Below are 19,016 nucleotides of genomic sequence, written 5' to 3' on the forward strand. Positions count from 1 at the left end.
TATATATAAAAATTATCTAAAAGATAAATGTTTATATTCTTTGTTCTGTTCTTGAAATAATATCATTCTGTGTAGTTCTGTCAAGTGTAACAAATTGAGCACAGTATCCAGCCACTCTTACAATAATGTCTCTATGTTTTTCAGGTTCAACTTGTGCTTGTTTTAATGTTTTTCCTGAAATAATGTTAAATTGTATATGCCATCCTTTTGAACTTATAAATGATTTTATTACATTTACAAATTTTTCAAACTGTTCTGGAGTATTTACCAATTCTGGTGAATATTTTTGATTTAATAATTGTCCACCTGTAATCATCAGAGTTGGCAATTTATTTACAGAATTTAATACTGCTGTAGGACCGTTTGTGTCAGTTCCCTGAGTTGGAGAACCTCCTTCTGCTGCAGGAGTATAAGCGTATCTTCCGTCTGGAGTGGCACCGCTCACTGTTCCCATTGGTACATTTGAAGAAATTCCAGATGTTGAAACTCCATAACCACCGTTTATTGGTCCTCTTCCGTATCTTGTATTATGGTATTTTTGAATTTCATCAATGTATGTCCAGTAGATATTTGTAGCAAATTCATCCACTTCATCAATATCATTACCGTATTTAGGTACTTCTAACAATATTTTTCTGATTCTTTCCCCATTTTCACCTTCGTAGTTTGTTTGCAGAGCATTGTAAACTTCTTCTTTTGTTAAGATTTTGTTATCAAAAACAGTAGTTTTTAGAGCGTATAGTGAATTTGCAGCATTTGCAATTCCCACTTGAAGTCCTGAAATGATGTCATAAACAGCTCCACCTTCTTTTGCGGAAAGTCCTCTGCCGATACAGTCGTCAATAAGGCTTGATAATAAAATGTCAGGGAATTCTTCCAAATGTGTGTCAGACAATGCGTCAAGCGCAACAGACAGTTTTGTATAGTGTTTCATATATTTTTTCCATGCTTCCCATAAATCATCGTAAGTTTCATAGTCAGTCAGTTTTCCGGCTTTTAGCAATTGAAGTCCAGTTCTAGCGTCATAACCGTCATTTAATACAAGTTCAGTTGCTTTTACAAAGTTTAAGAAAGTCATTCCTGTACATCTGTATCCCCATTTTCCAGGAACAGCAACTTCCACACATCCAACCATTGAATAATTGTAGGCATCTTCAATTTTTACGCCTTTGTTTAACAGTGCAGGAACTATTATTTCATCTGTATGCATTGCAGGCATTCCATAACCTGTTGCTGCTACTTCGGCACATTTTCTAATAAATTTTTCTGGAGAATTTATGTGAAATCTTGCTGACAGGTTTGGCTGTGTAAGTTTATTTTCTCCGACACTTTCTAAAATCAGATAGCTTAATTCATTTGTAGAATCTTTTCCGCTTGGAGTTGATCCTCCTATTGTAACATTTTGATAAGTTGGATAACCTGCACCATAACCAGAATGCGAAGTTGAACGGACTTTTATTACAGAGTAAAGTTTTACCCATAGACATTGCAGCATTTCTTTTGCAAATTCCCTGTCTAAATCGCCTTCCAGTACATCTTTTTTGTAAAGAGGATACAAATACTGATCCACTCTTCCAAGAGAAGCTGAATGTCCGTTGCTTTCAATCTGAATTACTAAATGAATAAACCAGATTGCCTGTACTCCTTCCCAGAATGTCTGAGCAGGATTTTCAGGTACGTTTAGACAGTTTTTTTGAATTTGAAGTAATTCTTCTTTTCTTTGTGGATCAGTTTCCTTTTCAGCAAGTTCCTTTGCCAAATTTGCAAATCTATGAGCAAAGTCGATAGTTGCCTGTGCCACAATTTGTACAGCTTTTAAGAAATCAATTTTATTGTATCCGCCATAAACTGTAATGTCTACTTTTTCCATAGAAGCCTTAGCTTCTTCAATTACACCTTTTAGTCCTTTTGTCAAAACCTTTTTAAAATCAGGTACAATATGTCCGTCACCAGAAGTCATATTTCCTTCACCGTGAATAATTTTTGCGATTCCAGCTTCTTTTATTTCCTGTGGCATCTGAGCGTGCGCTCTATCTTTTAATGTTTTTCCACGCCACCATTCGCATATTTCCAAAAGTTCAGGAATTTCTTCTTCAGGAATTCTGAATTTATCTCCGTCTCTATGGTCAAAGTTTCCTTTTTCCTTGATTTCATCAACAATCCAATCTACTGCATATTCTGGGAAAAGAGGTGCTGTTCTTTCATCAACAGACTGATTTCCCACAATAAGTTCTCCATCTTTTATGTATATTGTCATATTTTCTAAAATTTCTTTAACTGCATAAGCACGAACAATGTATTTTGATTTTCCTTCATGTTCTTTGTATGCTTTTGTCAAAAGTCTTCCTCTTTCGACACTGACACCAGGAAATTTTGATAAAGCCGATTCTCTTAATTTTTTTACTCTTTCACTTTTTAAAACAAATTCTCTCATTATCTTATCCTCCAAATTTTATTATTTACTTAAATTTTTTATCCATTCAGTTTTACCTTTAATCCATAACTTTTCATTATTTGTAAAGCATTATCGAGTTCTTCCTGTGTATGTTTTTCAAGTGTTTTCATCGGATATGGCATTCTCAATTTTCTATATTTTTCAAGTCCCATTGTATGATAAGGCAGTATATTTACTTCCAGTAAATTTAATTTTTTCAAAAATTCTGCTGTTTCGTGAATATTCTTCTCATCATCATTTATTCCTTTTATAAATGGAAATCTCATAATAATCTTTTTATGCCATTTTGAAAGTTTTGTAAGATTTTCTAAAATAATTTCATTTGAGACAGAAGTGTATTCCTTATGTTTTTGGCTATTTAAGTGCTTTATATCAAATAATACAGTATCTGTTAGTTTTGCTAAATTTTCAAGATCCTTGTAATTCCCATATCCTGTCGTTTCTATGGCCGTGTTAATATATTCTTCTTTTAACTTTTCAAAAAGTTCTATTGCAAAAGCTGAATTTACAAGTATTTCTCCACCACTCAATGTAACACCGCCACCAGAATTTCTATAAAAGTTTTCATCTTTCATAACGATTTCAAATACTTCTTCCAGTGTCATGTCTTTTGCAACCTGTTTCAATGAATTTACGGCAGGACAGCTAGAACATGGATTTTTGTTTCCTTTGTAAAGAGAGCCATCATAATCCCAAAATTCATTTTCCAATTTTTGAGTTTCAGGGTTAGAACACCACAGGCATCTAAGCGGACACCCTTTAAAATAAACAACAGTTCTAATTCCCGGTCCGTCAAATGTAGCCCCTCTTTCAATATCTGTGACCAAAGCTTTCACATCCTCTACACCTCTTTTCTTTTAAAAATTGCTTCTTAAGTTTCATTTTGTTTCTTTATATTTCGATTTTACCCTATTTTTGAAAATTTGTCAATAGTTTTATAAAAAAATTTATATAAAATGTGAAAGTTAATTTAATTTATAAATAAGAAATAGATTTGTTAGTTTTGAAGTTGTTTTTAATTTGAAATATTTAGAAGAGAATATAAATTGAAATAGGATAAAAATTATATTATATACGATTTTGATATAGTATTAATTATGTAGAATAATTTAGGAAAAGAAACTAAAATATATGTAAATAAAAATAGAAAAAGCCAGTTCAAATTGAACTAGCCCTTGTCGTTGTTTTTTTCATATTATGATTGTTTCTTTACATGTTAATTATAACATAAAGAAAGTAATTATTCAATCAAAATTTTTAGAAAAGTTGAAAAAAAGCATTGACTTTTCTTAAATTATGTATTAAAATAATATCGAAATAAAACGAAACTAATTAAAATATTAAATTATTATTTCAATAAAAAAAGAGAGAGGATGATGAGAGTGCAATATTTTATTGATACAGCAAATTTGGAGAGTATAAAAAAAATCAGTGATATTTTTCCAATAGCAGGTGTAACTACAAATCCTACTATTATTGCCAAGGAAAAAAGAGATTTTAAAGAGATTATAAACGATATTTTTGATATTATTGGAAAAGATAAGATTGTGCATGCACAGGCTGTGGGAACTACAGCTGAAATAATAGTAAAAGAAGTACAGCTTTTGCGTGATACTTTTGGAGAAAATTTTTATACAAAAATTCCTGTAACGCCTGAAGGAATAAAAGCTATGAAGATTTTATCAAAAGATGGTCATAAAATAACTGCAACAGGTATTTTATCACCACAGCAGATAATTATGGCAGCAGAAGCAGGGGCAGAATATATGGCACCGTATATTAACCGTTCTGACAACATTGGTGAAAATGGAATTGAAATTGTAAAAGATGCCTATAAGATCCTTGAAATGACTAAAAAGACTGATGAAGAAAAACTGGCACGGTACAAAAGAATCTTTGAACCTAAAATATTAGGAGCTTCGTTTAAGAATGTAAGGCAAGTTCACGAAACTATTCTGGCTGGATCAAAATCTGTAACAGCAGCTCCAGACGTTTTTGAAAAATTAATTTATCATCCTTACACAGACTGGAGCATGGATACATTTAATTCAGACTGGAAAAAAGTTTATGGAGAAAAGACGCTTCTTGACTTGCTATAATTTTTTCAAATTAAAGAATAGATTTTTTGCTTTGATAAGAGGCTTTAATACATTTTTTTTACGTGCTTGCAATTATTTTTTAAATATGCTATAATCAAAATGATAAAAATAGATTATTAAAAAACAAAAATCAAAATAAATGGAGGAAAAATTAAAATGGCAAAAGCTAAATTCGAGAGAAGCAAACCACACGTAAACGTAGGGACAATAGGTCACGTTGACCACGGGAAAACAACAACAACAGCAGCAATTTCAAAAGTATTGGCTGAAAAAGGACTGGCTGAAAAAGTTGATTTTGAAAATATCGACCAAGCCCCTGAAGAAAGAGAAAGAGGGATTACAATCAACACAGCTCACATTGAGTACGAAACAGAAAAAAGACACTATGCGCACGTTGACTGTCCAGGGCATGCGGATTACGTAAAAAACATGATTACAGGAGCGGCTCAAATGGATGGAGCAATCCTAGTAGTATCAGCAGCTGACGGTCCAATGCCTCAAACAAGAGAGCATATCCTGCTTGCAAGACAGGTTGGAGTACCTTATATCGTAGTTTACTTAAACAAAGTTGACATGGTAGATGACGAAGAATTATTAGAACTAGTAGAAATGGAAGTAAGAGAACTACTTACAGAATACGGATTCCCTGGAGACGATGTGCCAGTAATCAAAGGATCTTCATTAGGAGCATTAAATGGAGAAGCTCAATGGGTAGATAGAATCATGGAATTAATGGATGCAGTTGATGACTACATTCCAACACCAGAAAGACCAGTAGACCAAGCATTCCTAATGCCAATTGAAGACGTGTTCACAATCACAGGAAGAGGAACAGTTGTAACAGGAAGAGTAGAAAGAGGAGTAATCAACGTTGGTGAAGAAGTAGAGATTGTAGGAATCAAGCCAACAACAAAAACTACTGTAACAGGAGTAGAAATGTTCAGAAAATTATTGGATTCAGGACAAGCTGGAGACAATATAGGAGCATTATTAAGAGGAACTAAGAAAGAAGAAGTGGAAAGAGGACAAGTGCTTGCTAAACCAGGAACAATCAATCCACATACAGGATTCAAGTCAGAAGTATACGTATTGACAAAAGATGAAGGAGGAAGACATACACCATTCTTCACAGGATACAAACCGCAATTCTACTTCAGAACGACAGACATTACAGGAGAAGTAAACTTGCCAGAAGGAGTAGAAATGGTAATGCCTGGAGACAACATTGAAATGACAGTTGAACTAATTCACCCAATCGCAATGGAAGAAGGATTAAGATTTGCGATAAGAGAAGGTGGAAGAACAGTAGCTTCAGGAGTAGTAGCAACTATTACTAAATAGTTTTCTGTAAAGGACTTTCTTACATTATATATTAATAGTAAATATTTTATAATTATTTAGTAAAATTTTTAATAAATTAAGATATTTATAATCAGAATATAATAAACAAGGCACTTGATTAAATTAATAAAAAATTTTTTATATAATTTATTCATAGTGCTATTGTTTTTTTTAAAAATATGAGGTATACTCAATATAGGAATTATTAAAATGTTGGATTTATATATTATCAACAAAAAAATTATTAGAATGTCTTATACATCTTACATTCAGGAATAATAGGCTGATAATAGTATTTGTATATTGATTTTAGGGCAGTTTGTTCAGATGATGGAGCTATGTTCTAAAGGAAGTTTTTTTATCGGATTGTTAAATTTTGTTAATGAAATTTTCATAGATATACTTTTTTTCAAAAAAACTTTACAAATCCATATTATTATGCTAAAATTAACTGTGAATTGTTAAGATGTATATTTGTTAAAATTATTTTTAGGAGGAAAAACAATGAAAAAATTATTAGGATTATTAGCATTAGCAGTAGTATCTAATTTCGCTTTAGCGGATAAAAGTCAAGATACTTTAAAAGAATTTCATTTCTCTAGCGAATATAGAGGATCATACACAGATAAGAAAAATAATACTGGAAATGGATTAGGAATCGCTGGATTTAGAAAAGACAATCAAGAAAAAATCAGATGGAGAAATGCTTTTGGTGGAGATTTACAACTAGTAGATGAAGGAAACTTAGGATTAAGATTTGACTTTCAAAATGACCAAGACAGAGTGAGAAATGATTTTGATTATGTAACTAGAACTAATGACAAAGGAACTTATGATAAATCTCAAACTTGGGAAAACAATATTGCATTATACAAAGATGTAACATTAGGTAATTGGACTGCTGCTTGGGATTTAGGATGGAAATATAAATCTACAAGTGGAAAAGGTGTTTATGGAGGACATAGAGGAACATCAAATGAATTCTATGTAGGACCAGCGTTTGGACTTAACTTGTTAGGATTCAACTTCAAAGGTAAATCTCAATTAGTTTACTTTGATCAAGCTGGAGGAAAATCTGCAGATAATGCATGGGCCGGTAATGATTTCAGAAAAGAAAAAGTATCTGGATGGGGAGCTAACTTTGATTTAGAAACTGGTGGTAAATTACTTGATAATGCCGCTGGAAACTTTAAATACTATGTAAACTTAAATAATCATCTAAGAGATGCTAAAGGTAAATTAAAAGAAACTGGAAAAGATGCAAAATCTACTGTATACTTAGATTATGTAGTTGGAGCAAACTATAATACACCTTCATTAGCAGGAGTTTACGGATTGGTTAATCTTGAAAATGAATGGGAAAGACAAACAGCTAGACATGGATTCCAAAATAACTTTTCAGTATGGACTGGATTAGGATACAAAAAAGGATTTGATATTGCAGTAGGAAAATTAACAATTAACCCAGAAGTTAAATATAGAGTTGTTAATAAAGAAACTGTTAAAGGTGTATACAATGATGGACGTTACTACAACAGTAACAGAGAACAATACACAAGAGAATACAATGAATTGAGAGCTGGAATAAAAGTTGGTTTAGAAGTTAAATAATCGTTTGGTTATTCAGAATAATTCATAGAAAAAGGGATGAGATGTTTTTTCATCTCTTTTTTGTTAAAAAAAATTTGAAAAATCGAAAAAATGAGTTGACAAAAATTCAAAAATATATTATACTAATCAAGTAACATTAATTTTGTTTGCCCGAGTGGTGAAATTGGTAGACGCAACGGACTCAAAATCCGTCGATTTTATATCGTGCCGGTTCGACTCCGGCCTCGGGCACCAATAATATAATAAATTTTTTCATAATAAATTGCACTCTACACTCCTAGAGTGTTTTTTATTTTATTCAGTTATTTATATTTCATTCAAATCTCTTCAAAATATATTCTAATTCCTTTAATACTGTATTTCTTGTTTTTTTCTTTATGGTGTAGTATAATAATAGAGACAATATATGTTTATTTACGTTTATTAAAAATAATTATAGATAAGGGGAAGTGGTATTATGAATATAGAAGTAATTAGAAAAAATGTAAAAAAATATTTGGATGAAAAAAGATACAATCATGTGGAAAGAGTTGTAAAATGTGCTGTAGAGCTTGCAGAGATTTATAATGTTGATGTGGAAAAAGTTGCAGTTTCGGCTTGGCTTCATGATGTGGCAAAATTTTTTGACTTGTCAGTTATGATTGACTTGACGAAGGGGAAATATCCTGAAGTAGAGGACAAGATGTCGAAGTCCACAGCTGTGCTTCATGGATTTGCAGGAGCTGAGTTTGTACGGCAAAATTATGAATTGTTTGGAATCGATGATGAGGAAATTTTGGATGGGATAAAATACCATACGATTGGGAAAGAAAATATGAGTACTCTTGCCAAGATTATTTATCTTTCAGATGCAATTGAGGAAGGTAGAAGCTGGGAAGGTGTGGAAACAGCTAGAGAACTTGCAAAAACTGATTTAGATAAAGCAATAAAATTTGAAATTGAGGAAAAATTAAAATATTTACTTTCAAAGGATTCGATTATTCATCCCAATATTATAAAATTTAGAAATTCAATAATAGCCAACCAGGCATAAAATTTAAAAAAATTAGATTTAATCTAAAAAAATGCTTTAAAATATAACTGAAAAGGCATTACTTTGGCAGTTTTTAGGCATATTTTACTAGAATTTTATAATTTAGATTAATACTAAACTTCATTAAAAATAAGAAATTATAATAATCACAATAAGTTTCAAATACTTGTTATATAGTATAATTCAAAATTTATGAAATATTTGTTATTTAAATGAGGAATAGTACAATTTGATACATTGAACAAGACAGAGGGAAAATATGGGAAATAAAAAAAAGAAAGAAAAACATAAAAATAAAAATATTGAAAATAATGAGAAAAATTTTCATAAGGGAAAAAAATTTAATAATAAAAAAGAAAATCAGAAAACTCAAAAGATTGAACTTAAGGAAGAGCGTGAATTAAAATATTTGCGGCAAGTACTGGCAGAGTATGAGTTTACTTTTCAGGAAATATTGCAGCTGCTGGAATGGAGCCAGAAAAAGCGGAAAATGTATAAGCAGCTTTTGAATGCGTGGGAAGAAAGTGGCGATATTTATTTGAAAAGGAATGGAAAATATACTTTACCTGAGAAGGAAGGGTTTGTGAAAGGGGAAATTTCTATTTCCAGTGGAAATTTTGGATTTCTTGATATTAATGGAGAGGCTAGCGTCTTTATTCCTGGATCTTATTTGAATACAGCTATGAATGGAGATACAGTTTTAGTACGTATTTTGAAGGAAAGTTCAGATGGAAAGAAGCGTGAAGGGGAAGTTTACAAAGTTGTGAAAAGAAATCGGGATGTTATTGTCGGTGTTTTTGAGCATAATTTAAGTTTTGGCTTTGTGCGTCCAAGAAATTCTCCAAAGGATATTTATATTCCAAAAAAATTGATAAAAGGTGCAAAAACTGGAGATTTAGTGGCTGTAAAGGTGGATTTCTGGGGAGATGAGGAAAGAAAGCCAGAAGGAGAGATTGTAAGCGTTCTGGGAAGTCCTAAGGATACAGAGGCACTAATTTCATCATTGCTTTTGAATGAAGGAATTGAGGAGAAATTTCCAAATGAAGTCTTGCAGGAACTGGACAAAATTGATGAGGATTTTTCGGAAGAACTAAAAAATCGAAAAGATTTGAGACATCTTGACATTATTACAATTGATGGCTCTGATGCGAAGGATTTAGATGATGCAGTTTATGTGGAAAAAACAGAAGATGGGTATAAACTTTTTGTAAGCATTGCCGATGTTTCTTACTATGTACGAGAAAATAGCGAGATTGATACAGAAGCATTGAAGCGTGGAAACTCAATTTATCTTGTAGACAGGGTAATTCCTATGTTGCCAAGAAAATTGTCAAATAATTTATGTTCGCTTAATCCGAATGAGGATAAGCTAACTTTTACTGTAGAAATGGATTTGGATAAAAAAGGTAAAGTTGTAAGAAATGATTTTTACAAATCGGTTATAAAATCTAAATACAGAATGACTTACGAAAATGTGAATACAATTTTGGAAAAAAATGAAGAATCTGAAGAATATCGAAATCTATATGATAAATATAGAAAAATTGATGAAATGCTTAAAAATATGCTGGAATTATCTAAAATCATCAGAAACAACAAAAAGAGACGCGGGAGCATTGATTTTGAATTACCTGAGATAAAGGTAGTCTTAGATGAGAATAAAGCCGTAAAGGACATCGTATTGCGTTCTAGAGGGGAAGCTGAAAGAATTATTGAAGACTTTATGGTTATTGCAAATGAAACTGTGGCGGAAAAACTTTTCTGGGAAGAAATTCCAGCAATTTACAGAGTCCACGAAGATCCTGACAAGGCGAAAGTTCAGGCATTGAATGAAACACTGATAAAATTTGGATATTCCCTAAAAGGATTGGAAGAAATGCATCCTGGCAAATTCCAGAACATAATAGAAAGAACGACAGGACTGCCAGAAGGGTATTTGATTCACAAACTGATTTTACGGGCAATGCAGCGTGCAAGATATGCCAACAAAAATCTGGGACATTTTGGTCTTGCTTCTAAATATTATTTGCACTTTACATCACCGATACGTCGTTATTCTGACTTAATTGTTCATAGAATGCTTGGACGTTCGATTGAAAAATTTATGAACGAAAAAGAAAAGGCTAAATATGGAGCTAATTTTGAAGCAATTGCCTCAAGTATTTCGAGAACTGAAAGAATAGCGGATAAACTGGAAGAAGACAGTGTAAAAATCAAGTTGATTGAGTATATGCAAGATAAAATTGGGCAAGTTTATATTGCTAGACTTAGCGGGATGAATAAAAATAAGATATTTATGGAACTGGAAAATCACATAGAAGTAGTTTACAATGTTACAACAGCACGTGATAATTTTATTTATGATGAAGAAAACTTTAAAATCATAGATAAAAGAAATAATGAGTCCTATACTATGGGAAGCACAATGAAAGTAAGTGTTGTAAGTGCAAGTTATACAAAAATGGAAATTGAGGTCATACCTTATGTGGAAGAAAGAGCAAAAATCGAGGAGGCTGAAGAGGAATAAAGAATATTGGAAGGAGGGAAAATGCCAGTATTAGCTAGAAATAAAAAGGCTTTTCACGATTATTTCATAGAAGACAAGCTGGAAGCAGGAATTGAACTTGTAGGAACGGAAGTAAAATCAGTAAAAGCTGGAAAAGTCAGCATAAAAGAAAGTTTTATAAGAATTATACGGGATGAAGTTTTTGTAATGAACATGCATATTACACCTTATGAATTTGGAAATATTAATAATGTGGCAGAATCCCGTGTGAGAAAATTGCTTTTGAATAGACGTGAAATAAAGAAATGGAGTGAGAAAATCAAAGAACAAGGCTACACTATTGTTCCAATTTCAGTTTATACAAAGCAAAGGCTTGTAAAAATGGAAATAGGGCTTGCAAAAGGTAAAAAGATACACGATAAAAGGGAATCGCTGAAAAGGAAAGATATTGACAGGGATATGAAGAAAATTCAAAAGAATTTTGGAAGATAGATTGAGAATGGTAAAAGTTAGAAAATATAAATTTCTGATAATAAAAAATGTACCTTTTAAATAGGGTACATTCTTTTTTTTTTAGATTATTTATTTGTATTTGAATTTAAAATATCTTTGCTTAATACAGAGTAAAGCAGGTTAATGTATCTTTTCGCCGCATGAGGTTTTGGATGTGTTCCATCTTTGTAGAAATATTCCTGTTTACCTTTTGAGTATGAATACCAGTCAATTACTTTTATATTTGGATTCTCGGCGCTTGCCTTCTTGATTTCTGCATTAACGCTGTCTTGCCATGGATCAGGCATAACCGTGTTTATAAAGTAAAGTTCATGCCCTTTCAATGTTTCCAAAACAGATTTCATATCTTTTTCGTAAATTGTACCATTTGTTCCAAGTGCAATTACAATTATTTTTCTTAATTTTCCATTTTGAGCGTAATTTTTCAGCATATTTGGCAATTCATAAAATTGACGTCCAACTTTTGTTTCGATAATCGCATTAGGATATTTTTTCTTTAGGTCAACTTTTGTCATATCTAATACAGAATCTCCGATAAATAATATTTCCCGTTCATCATTAGGATATTTTTGCAAAATTTCATCTTGAATTTTTGATTCTTCTTCAATACCTTTTGATGGAGTATTTATTGCCTTTAGGAGCTCATCCATTGTCAGATTGCTAGTTTGTGCATTTGCTGATGGCGTTGCAGGTTGAACAGGTTTAGGTTCTTCTACGGACGCTGCCGCCTGTGCCGCCTTCATTTCTTCCAGATCTTTATTTTCGTAAACTGGAGAGCATATTAAAACAGCAAAAATAGAAATCAAAAGAGGATAACTTATATATTTTATGCTTTTTTTCTCAAATAAAAGGTAACTTAATTCTGAAATAGCGACTAAAACAATAATTTGCATAAAAAACTGCTGTGTATTTGAAAGTTTTGTCCATTTAAAATATTCACGTGCAAATATCATAACTGGGTATTGCCAAAGATAGTACTGGTACTGATGCTGCCCTAATCTTATAAAAGGATTAAATATCTTTGGATATTTTGAAAGGCTGAGCTTTCTTAATTCAGGTTTTGAAAATAAAACAATTGTAAATCCGATTAAAATGCTTGACAAGAACATTAATCCGTAATAATTGTAGGCGCTTCTGTAGTCTATTCCGAAGCAGAAGAAAGCTAATAAGGCTAATCCTAGAATACCGAGAGTAAATATAATTTTTTTCTCAATATCTTTTTTAATTTCCCTATTTGCATAAAAACATGCTATCCCCGCGGGAATAAAGAAAGCGAAAGCTCTTGTATCAGTTCCGTAATATATTCTTGAAAAATCAGCTCCTTCTGAAGATTTTGAAGTTATATAAAATATATAAGCCATCATCAAAGCTGAAATTGTTCCCAGCCCTAAAAATATGATACCAATTGTGTTATTTTTTAATTTAAGTTTTTTTAATCCTTGTATCAGAATGGGGAAAAATACATACATCTGTATCAGGAAAGATAATGCCCAGATGTGTGTTAATGGCAAGATGATTCCAAAGTTATCAAAATACGACATTTTTGAAAAAATCTGGTAGATGTTATTCAGTCCAAGGACTGAAAATAAAGCGCTGTACTTATATTTCATTTCAAGTCCATTGTTTACGAAATATAATGCAACAGTTGAAGCTAAAATTACGACCAGAAGACTTGGATAGACTTTTCTCAACCTTTTATTAATTACTGTAAATATTGAAAAATCTCTTGAAAGCAGTCCGCTCGTAACTAAATATCCGCTTAATGCAAAAAATATAACAACGCCAATGTAAGTTCCCTTATAGGAAAACCAGTGATAAACGCAGATAAGAACAAGTGCAATTGTCCTTAATATGTCAAGGCTCTGTATTCTTTCCTTTTTCATAAAATAAAAAAATTCCTTTCTTTCAAAAATATATTTGTTTAATAATTTAATTACGTAATTTGCTCTTTCTTTTTTCGCTTAAACCTGAAGATTGTCTAATTTTATTACCTTGACTTTGAAAAGTTCAAGTGTATTCAGATATAAAATTTAATAAAAAAACTACTTTAAAACAAATCGCCAAATTACATAGAATACTATGTTTTATGATATAGCTTAACTTTCTTAGTTTGAAATTAAAGTAGTTTTATAAAAAATTATTGTTTTCTTAAATCGATTATTTTGTCCATTTTTATGATTTTCTCTTGTGCATTTGAAGAATTATCTTTTGGAGTTTTTGCTTTGTCATTTTCTCCAAGATAATGTTTTTTAATTTCGTTAGTTAAAAAGTCTGCGTAATATCTTTGCCCTTTGTCATTCAGATGAGTTCTGTCCTTGTAAAAATACTCATTTTTACCTTTTGCGTAAGAGTACCAGTCTATTAGATAGGCATTTGGATATTGATCTACTTTTTCCTTAAGCTTTCTATTTACTTCCTGTTCCCATGGATCCTTGTGGGCAGTATTCATAAAGAATACATCTTTTCCATTTGCCATTTCCATAACATAATCAAAGTCCTTGTCTGTAAATTTTCCATTTGTTCCAAGATGAACAACTAATACAGTCTTTAACTTGTTATCTTCGACTAATTTTGTGACAATTCCTGGAAGTGTAGAAAATTGACGCGATATTTTTGTATCAAAATATGGATTTTTAAAATTAGGACCAATGTACTGCTTACTGCTGTTCATTATAGAATCCCCTACGAACACAATATCTTCAGGCACTTTTCCACTAAACATCTCTTTGGCAATGATGATTCCAGAGCCAAAAACTAATATTACTAAAATAAACAAAAATTTTTTCATAATCTTTCTCCCTTTTTATTTTTTACTAAATTTTTTTAACAAATCATTATAAGATATTATTTTTCTTTTGTCAAATTTTTTAAAAATTGAATTTTTTAATAAAAAATATATTGGGAAAATACTAGTTTAGTCAGCTACAAGCATTATTCTGAATTTATTGTATGGATTTATGAATACCATTTTTTTCAAGTTTGTATCATAGGCATAAGCTAAAATTCCGTCATCGTTATTGTCTTCTTCTACGAGAAATACATCTTTTACCAGTTTTAGCCTAATTGTCTGTTCCTTTACAGGCATTTCCTTTCCTGCTTCGGCTGATTCATCAAGATATTTTGTTAGGAAATATCCGTTGCTGTCTTTTTGTATTTTAAAAGAATCGGATGTATCTGTATAACCAAATGTTTTGTTCAAAAACTGTTCTTCATGCAAGCTTCCGTCTGTTGCAAATTCCTGATCCATTCCTTTTACCATTCCTCCTGGATATTCTTCATTGCTTTCATCAGGGAAATCAGTGGTATCAGCAGATTTATCTCCATTATTTTCCTGCGATTGCTGTGCGGTGTTTTGTGCGCCGCTTTGAGAAACAGAGGTTTCAGTGCTTGCTGTTTCATTCTTTCCGCAAGATAGCAGACCGATAGCTATTATTGTTATAAGTAGAAATATTTTTTTCATATATAATTCCTCCAAAATTTATTTTTTAAAGTAAATACATTTCCGTTTTATTTCAATATGATTATATAATATTTTTTTTAAAATGTCAACTATGTTTTTAGCATTTTTATTAACAGTAAAATATATGATGTTGAAAGTGTGTTTTGAATAATTCTAAAATTTATGGATAATTAAGACAATAAAAAAGAGAAAATTAACTGTAATTTAAGTGTAAATTTGTTTACTAAAGTTAATTTTCTCGTTATTTTTAAAATTGAAAAATTCAAAAAAGTTAAAATTATTGTGATTAATTAACAGGATACACTATTTTATAATCGTTGTATGGATTTATAATTACCACTTTTTTAAGTTTTGTATCGTAGGCATAGGCGTAATCATTATTATTATCGCCAAGGGCTCTAAGAAATACATTCTTTTCCAATTTTAATCTGATTCTTTCCTCTTTTACTATCGTTTTACCGTCAGGTTTATCAGAATATTTGTAGTCTTTCTGAGTGTTGAAATTGTCAGAATAGACACCTTCAGTAACATAGTGTATTAAAAAATATCCCTTGCTGTCTTTTTGAATTTTAAAACTGTCTGATGAATCTGGATAGCCAAATTTCTTGTTCAAAAGCTTTTCTGGATGCAATTTTCCATCTGTAGTAAATTGTTGATCGAATCCTTTTGCTAATCCGCCTAGAGATTCTTCGTCTTGCTGAATGCTTTGTGTATTATTTTCAGCAATAATACTTTCATTTGCATAAGATACAGCACTTATTGCAAACATTGCCATTAGAACGCATAATTTTTTTAAATTCTTTTTCATGATAAATTCTCCTTTTTATTTTTTTGTTTTTTCGAGTAAATAATTTTCTGTTTTATTACAATATAATTATATATCATTTTTTTGAAATGTCAAGTAATTTTTTCATCATTTTTAATAACGGTAAAATTTATACTGTTAAAAATATATTTCAAATAACTCTAAAATTTATAGATAATCGAAGGAATAAAAAAAGAGAAAACTAACCGCAATAGACAAATAAATTTGCGAAAAGGTTAATTTTCTCCCTGTTTTTAATAAATATAAGTTATAAAGTTCTGAATAAAATCTAAAATCAGATTTTTAATCAACTATAGTCATTATTTTATAATTGTTATGTGGGTTTACTATTACTACTTTTTTAAGCTTTGTGTCGTAAGCATAAGCATAATCCCCATCTTTGGCTACTTCTCTAAGAAATACATTCTTTTCTAATCTTAATCTTACTTTTTCCTCTTTTATTGAACCAGAACCGTCTTGTTCTGCAGATTCATCGATATATTTTGTCAAAAAATACCCTTTACTGTCTTTTTGAATTTTAAAAGTATCAGCTGTGTCTGTATAACTAAGTGTTTTATTCAAAAACTTTTCTGCATGCAATTTTCCATCTGTAGTAAATTTCTGATCTATTCCTTTTGCTAATCCACCTGGAAATTCTTCGCTTTGTGTAACGCCTTGAGTATTATTTTGAGCAGTTGCGCTTCCATTTGCATAAGTTACTGCTCCCATTGCTAATACTGCCATTAGCAGACATAATTTTTTAAAATTTTTCTTCATGGTAAATTCTCCTTTTTATTTGTTTTCAAAATAGCAAATTTTTTATTCTGCTTCTTGATTAATAAAATTATATAATAGAATTTACAGTAAGTCAATACTGTTTTTTTTTTTGCGATTTTTTGAAATTTTTTTAGAAAATAGATTGAATAAAATTATTCAGCTGGTTATTTTTTATAAATTATGCTAAAATAGATTTTGATAAATTCAAATAAAAAAATCAAACTGTAAATGGAGGAAAGACATTGGATATTGTAGCTAGTGTGGCAAAGGAACTAAATTTTAAAGTGCCACAAGTGGAAAATACGATAAAACTTTTTGATGAAGGTGCGACTGTACCGTTTATTGCTAGGTATCGGAAGGAAGTTACAGGAAATCTGGATGAGGAGCAGATTAGGGATGTAATTGAGAAAATTACGTATTACAGAAATTTGGAAAAGAGGAAAGAGGAAGTTATAAGGCTGATTGAGGAGCAGGGAAAATTAACTGAGGAATTGCATAAAAGTATTGTAAATGCGATGAAACTGCAGGAAGTGGAAGATCTGTACCTGCCTTATAAGAAAAAGAAAAAAACAAAGGCGGATATTGCAAAAGATCAAGGGTTGGAGCCTCTTTCAGAATTTGCACTGGCAAAAGGAACTACGATGGAGCAGCTGGAAAAAGAAGCCAAGAAGTATGTTACGGAAGAAGTGGCGGATGTTAAGGCTGCAATTGAAGGAGTTCACTTGATTATCGCTCAGGATATTTCGGAAAATATTAAAATCAGGGAGTTCTTAAGGGATAAAATTGCAAAATTTGGGATTTTAACTTCTAAAGTTATTGAGAAAAATAAGGAAAATGATGAAAAAGGTGTTTATCAGGATTATTATGAATATTCGGAGCAGATTGGTAGAAGTGCTTCAAATAGGATTCTTGCGTTAAATCGTGGAGAAAAGGAAAAAATATTGAGAGTCGACATTGATATTGACGAAAAAACAGAAGAAGTTATAACAAACTTTATTCTGAATACTTTTGAAAATAAAAATTTGACTGAATTTTTTAAGGAAATTATAAAAGATTCACTGGACAGACTGGCTTATCCATCCATAAAGAATGAAGTGAGAAATATTTATACAGAAAAAGCGGAAGAAGAAGCAATCAACATTTTTTCTGAAAATCTGGAAAAACTATTGTTACAACCGCCTTTATCGAAAAAAACACTTATGGGATTGGATCCAGGATATAGAACAGGCTGCAAGATGGTAATTATTAATAAAGATGGATTTTACGAAACAAATGACGTACTTTTTCTTGTAGATGGAGTACATAACGAAAGACAGCTTGCTGCTGCAAAGAAAAAAATATTGGACTATATAGCAAAATATGACGTGGATATTATTGCAATTGGAAATGGAACAGCTTCGAGGGAAACAGAGGCTTTTGTTGCCGATGTAATAAAGGATTCTAAGAAAAAAGTTTCATATCTGATTGCAAATGAGGCTGGGGCTTCGATTTACTCTGCTTCCAAACTTGCTATTGAGGAATTTCCTGATCTGGATGTTACGGCAAGAGGAGCAATTTCCATTGCGAGAAGGATTCAGGATCCGATGGCAGAACTTGTAAAAATTGATCCAAAATCAATTGGAGTGGGAATGTATCAGCATGATGTAAATCAGAAAAAATTAAATGAAACTTTGGAACAGACAATTGAGCATGTAGTAAATAACGTAGGAGTCAATATAAATACAGCTTCATGGGCATTATTAAGTTTTGTTTCTGGAATTAAGAAAAATGTGGCAAAAAATCTTGTGGACTATAGACACGAAAATGGTGATTTTAAGGACAGAAAACAGCTTAAAAAAGTAAAAGGTCTGGGAGATAAGGCATTTGAGCAGATGGCAGGATTTGTTGTTGTGCCTGACAGTGAAAATCCGCTTGATAACACGATTATCCATCCAGAATCATATCACATTGCAGAAATTATCTTGAAGGAAGCTGGCTGTAAAGTTGAGGATTTGAAGAACGATTTGGATGCTGTAAGACAAAAATTGCAGAAAATAGACTTGGAAAAAATTATTAAGGAAAATGATTTTGGAAGGGAAACAGCGAAGGATGTGTACGAGGCACTGCTAAAAGACAGACGTGATCCCCGTGATGAATTTGAAAAACCGCTTTTACGTTCGGATATTTTGAACATGGATGATTTGACAGAAGGAATGGTTCTGGAAGGGACTGTAAGAAATGTGGCAAAATTTGGGGCATTTGTTGATATAGGGCTAAAAAATGATGCTTTGATTCATATTTCTGAAATAGCAGAAAAATTTGTTTCGGACGCTACAAAGGAACTTTCTGTGGGACAAATTATAAAAGTTAAAATATTGTCACTAGATAAGGAAAGAGGAAGAGTTGGACTTACAAGAAAGGGGCTTTAAATAAGAGT

At 31.4% G+C, this 19,016-nt stretch carries 14 protein-coding genes and 1 tRNA gene; 8 read left to right on the forward strand and 7 right to left on the reverse strand.

The features are described 5' to 3' along the window. Positions 1-31 precede the first annotated feature (31 nt). Together FVE77_RS01495 and FVE77_RS01500 are read right to left on the reverse strand one after the other, a co-directional pair. Positions 32-2,434, reverse strand: coding sequence for a glycyl radical protein (locus FVE77_RS01495; protein ID WP_026745234.1), 2,403 nt, complete (start codon positions 2,432-2,434; stop codon positions 32-34). Between the two features lie 38 nt (positions 2,435-2,472). After that, the gene (locus tag FVE77_RS01500; RefSeq protein ID WP_026745235.1) at positions 2,473-3,291 is read right to left on the reverse strand and encodes a glycyl-radical enzyme activating protein; all 819 of its coding nucleotides are present in this window, start codon (positions 3,289-3,291) and stop codon (positions 2,473-2,475) included. Positions 3,292-3,828: 537 nt separating this feature from the next. Here FVE77_RS01500 and FVE77_RS01505 point away from each other — a divergent pair. The 7 genes from FVE77_RS01505 to smpB all read left to right on the forward strand — a co-directional run bounded on the left by FVE77_RS01505 (position 3,829) and on the right by smpB (position 11,537). Next, a complete protein-coding gene (locus FVE77_RS01505) occupies positions 3,829-4,554 on the forward strand; it encodes a transaldolase family protein (RefSeq protein ID WP_036087380.1) in 726 nt (241 codons plus the stop codon). Between the two features lie 156 nt (positions 4,555-4,710). Next, complete coding sequence (gene tuf, locus FVE77_RS01510; protein ID WP_026745237.1) at positions 4,711-5,895, forward strand: elongation factor Tu; 1,185 nt, start codon at positions 4,711-4,713, stop codon at positions 5,893-5,895. Between the two features lie 504 nt (positions 5,896-6,399). After that, the gene (locus FVE77_RS01515) at positions 6,400-7,506 is read left to right on the forward strand and encodes a hypothetical protein (protein WP_006805748.1); all 1,107 of its coding nucleotides are present in this window, start codon (positions 6,400-6,402) and stop codon (positions 7,504-7,506) included. A gap of 148 nt (positions 7,507-7,654) precedes the next feature. Beyond that, positions 7,655-7,740: transfer RNA gene (locus FVE77_RS01520), tRNA-Leu, on the forward strand. 223 nt (positions 7,741-7,963) lie between these two features. After that, complete coding sequence (gene yqeK / locus FVE77_RS01525) at positions 7,964-8,539, forward strand: bis(5'-nucleosyl)-tetraphosphatase (symmetrical) YqeK (RefSeq protein WP_036087382.1); 576 nt, start codon at positions 7,964-7,966, stop codon at positions 8,537-8,539. Positions 8,540-8,798: 259 nt separating this feature from the next. Then, positions 8,799-11,066 carry a ribonuclease R gene (gene rnr / locus FVE77_RS01530; RefSeq protein WP_026745239.1) on the forward strand — a complete coding sequence of 756 codons (2,268 nt, stop codon included), beginning with the start codon at positions 8,799-8,801 and terminating at the stop codon, positions 11,064-11,066. Positions 11,067-11,087: 21 nt separating this feature from the next. Next, positions 11,088-11,537 (forward strand): SsrA-binding protein SmpB, encoded by a 450-nt coding sequence (gene smpB, locus FVE77_RS01535; protein ID WP_026745240.1) that lies wholly within the window; start codon positions 11,088-11,090, stop codon positions 11,535-11,537. Positions 11,538-11,623: 86 nt separating this feature from the next. Here smpB and FVE77_RS01540 read toward each other — a convergent pair whose 3' ends face one another. The 5 genes from FVE77_RS01540 to FVE77_RS01560 all read right to left on the reverse strand — a co-directional run bounded on the left by FVE77_RS01540 (position 11,624) and on the right by FVE77_RS01560 (position 16,600). Further along, the gene (locus tag FVE77_RS01540; RefSeq protein ID WP_026745241.1) at positions 11,624-13,441 is read right to left on the reverse strand and encodes an acyltransferase family protein; all 1,818 of its coding nucleotides are present in this window, start codon (positions 13,439-13,441) and stop codon (positions 11,624-11,626) included. Positions 13,442-13,695: 254 nt separating this feature from the next. After that, on the reverse strand, positions 13,696-14,346 hold the full coding sequence (locus tag FVE77_RS01545) for an SGNH/GDSL hydrolase family protein (protein WP_026745242.1): 651 nt from the start codon (positions 14,344-14,346) through the stop codon (positions 13,696-13,698). A gap of 126 nt (positions 14,347-14,472) precedes the next feature. Further along, positions 14,473-15,018 carry a hypothetical protein gene (locus FVE77_RS01550; RefSeq protein ID WP_026745243.1) on the reverse strand — a complete coding sequence of 182 codons (546 nt, stop codon included), beginning with the start codon at positions 15,016-15,018 and terminating at the stop codon, positions 14,473-14,475. Positions 15,019-15,304: 286 nt separating this feature from the next. Continuing rightward, positions 15,305-15,826 carry a hypothetical protein gene (locus FVE77_RS01555; RefSeq protein ID WP_006805756.1) on the reverse strand — a complete coding sequence of 174 codons (522 nt, stop codon included), beginning with the start codon at positions 15,824-15,826 and terminating at the stop codon, positions 15,305-15,307. Positions 15,827-16,126: 300 nt separating this feature from the next. After that, positions 16,127-16,600, reverse strand: coding sequence for a hypothetical protein (locus tag FVE77_RS01560; RefSeq protein WP_026745244.1), 474 nt, complete (start codon positions 16,598-16,600; stop codon positions 16,127-16,129). A gap of 242 nt (positions 16,601-16,842) precedes the next feature. Between FVE77_RS01560 and FVE77_RS01565 the strand changes: the two genes are divergently transcribed. Further along, a complete protein-coding gene (locus FVE77_RS01565; protein WP_026745245.1) occupies positions 16,843-19,008 on the forward strand; it encodes a Tex family protein in 2,166 nt (721 codons plus the stop codon). Positions 19,009-19,016: the final 8 nt, after the last annotated feature.

The organism is Leptotrichia hofstadii, from assembly GCF_007990525.1.
Lineage (GTDB): Bacteria > Fusobacteriota > Fusobacteriia > Fusobacteriales > Leptotrichiaceae > Leptotrichia > Leptotrichia hofstadii.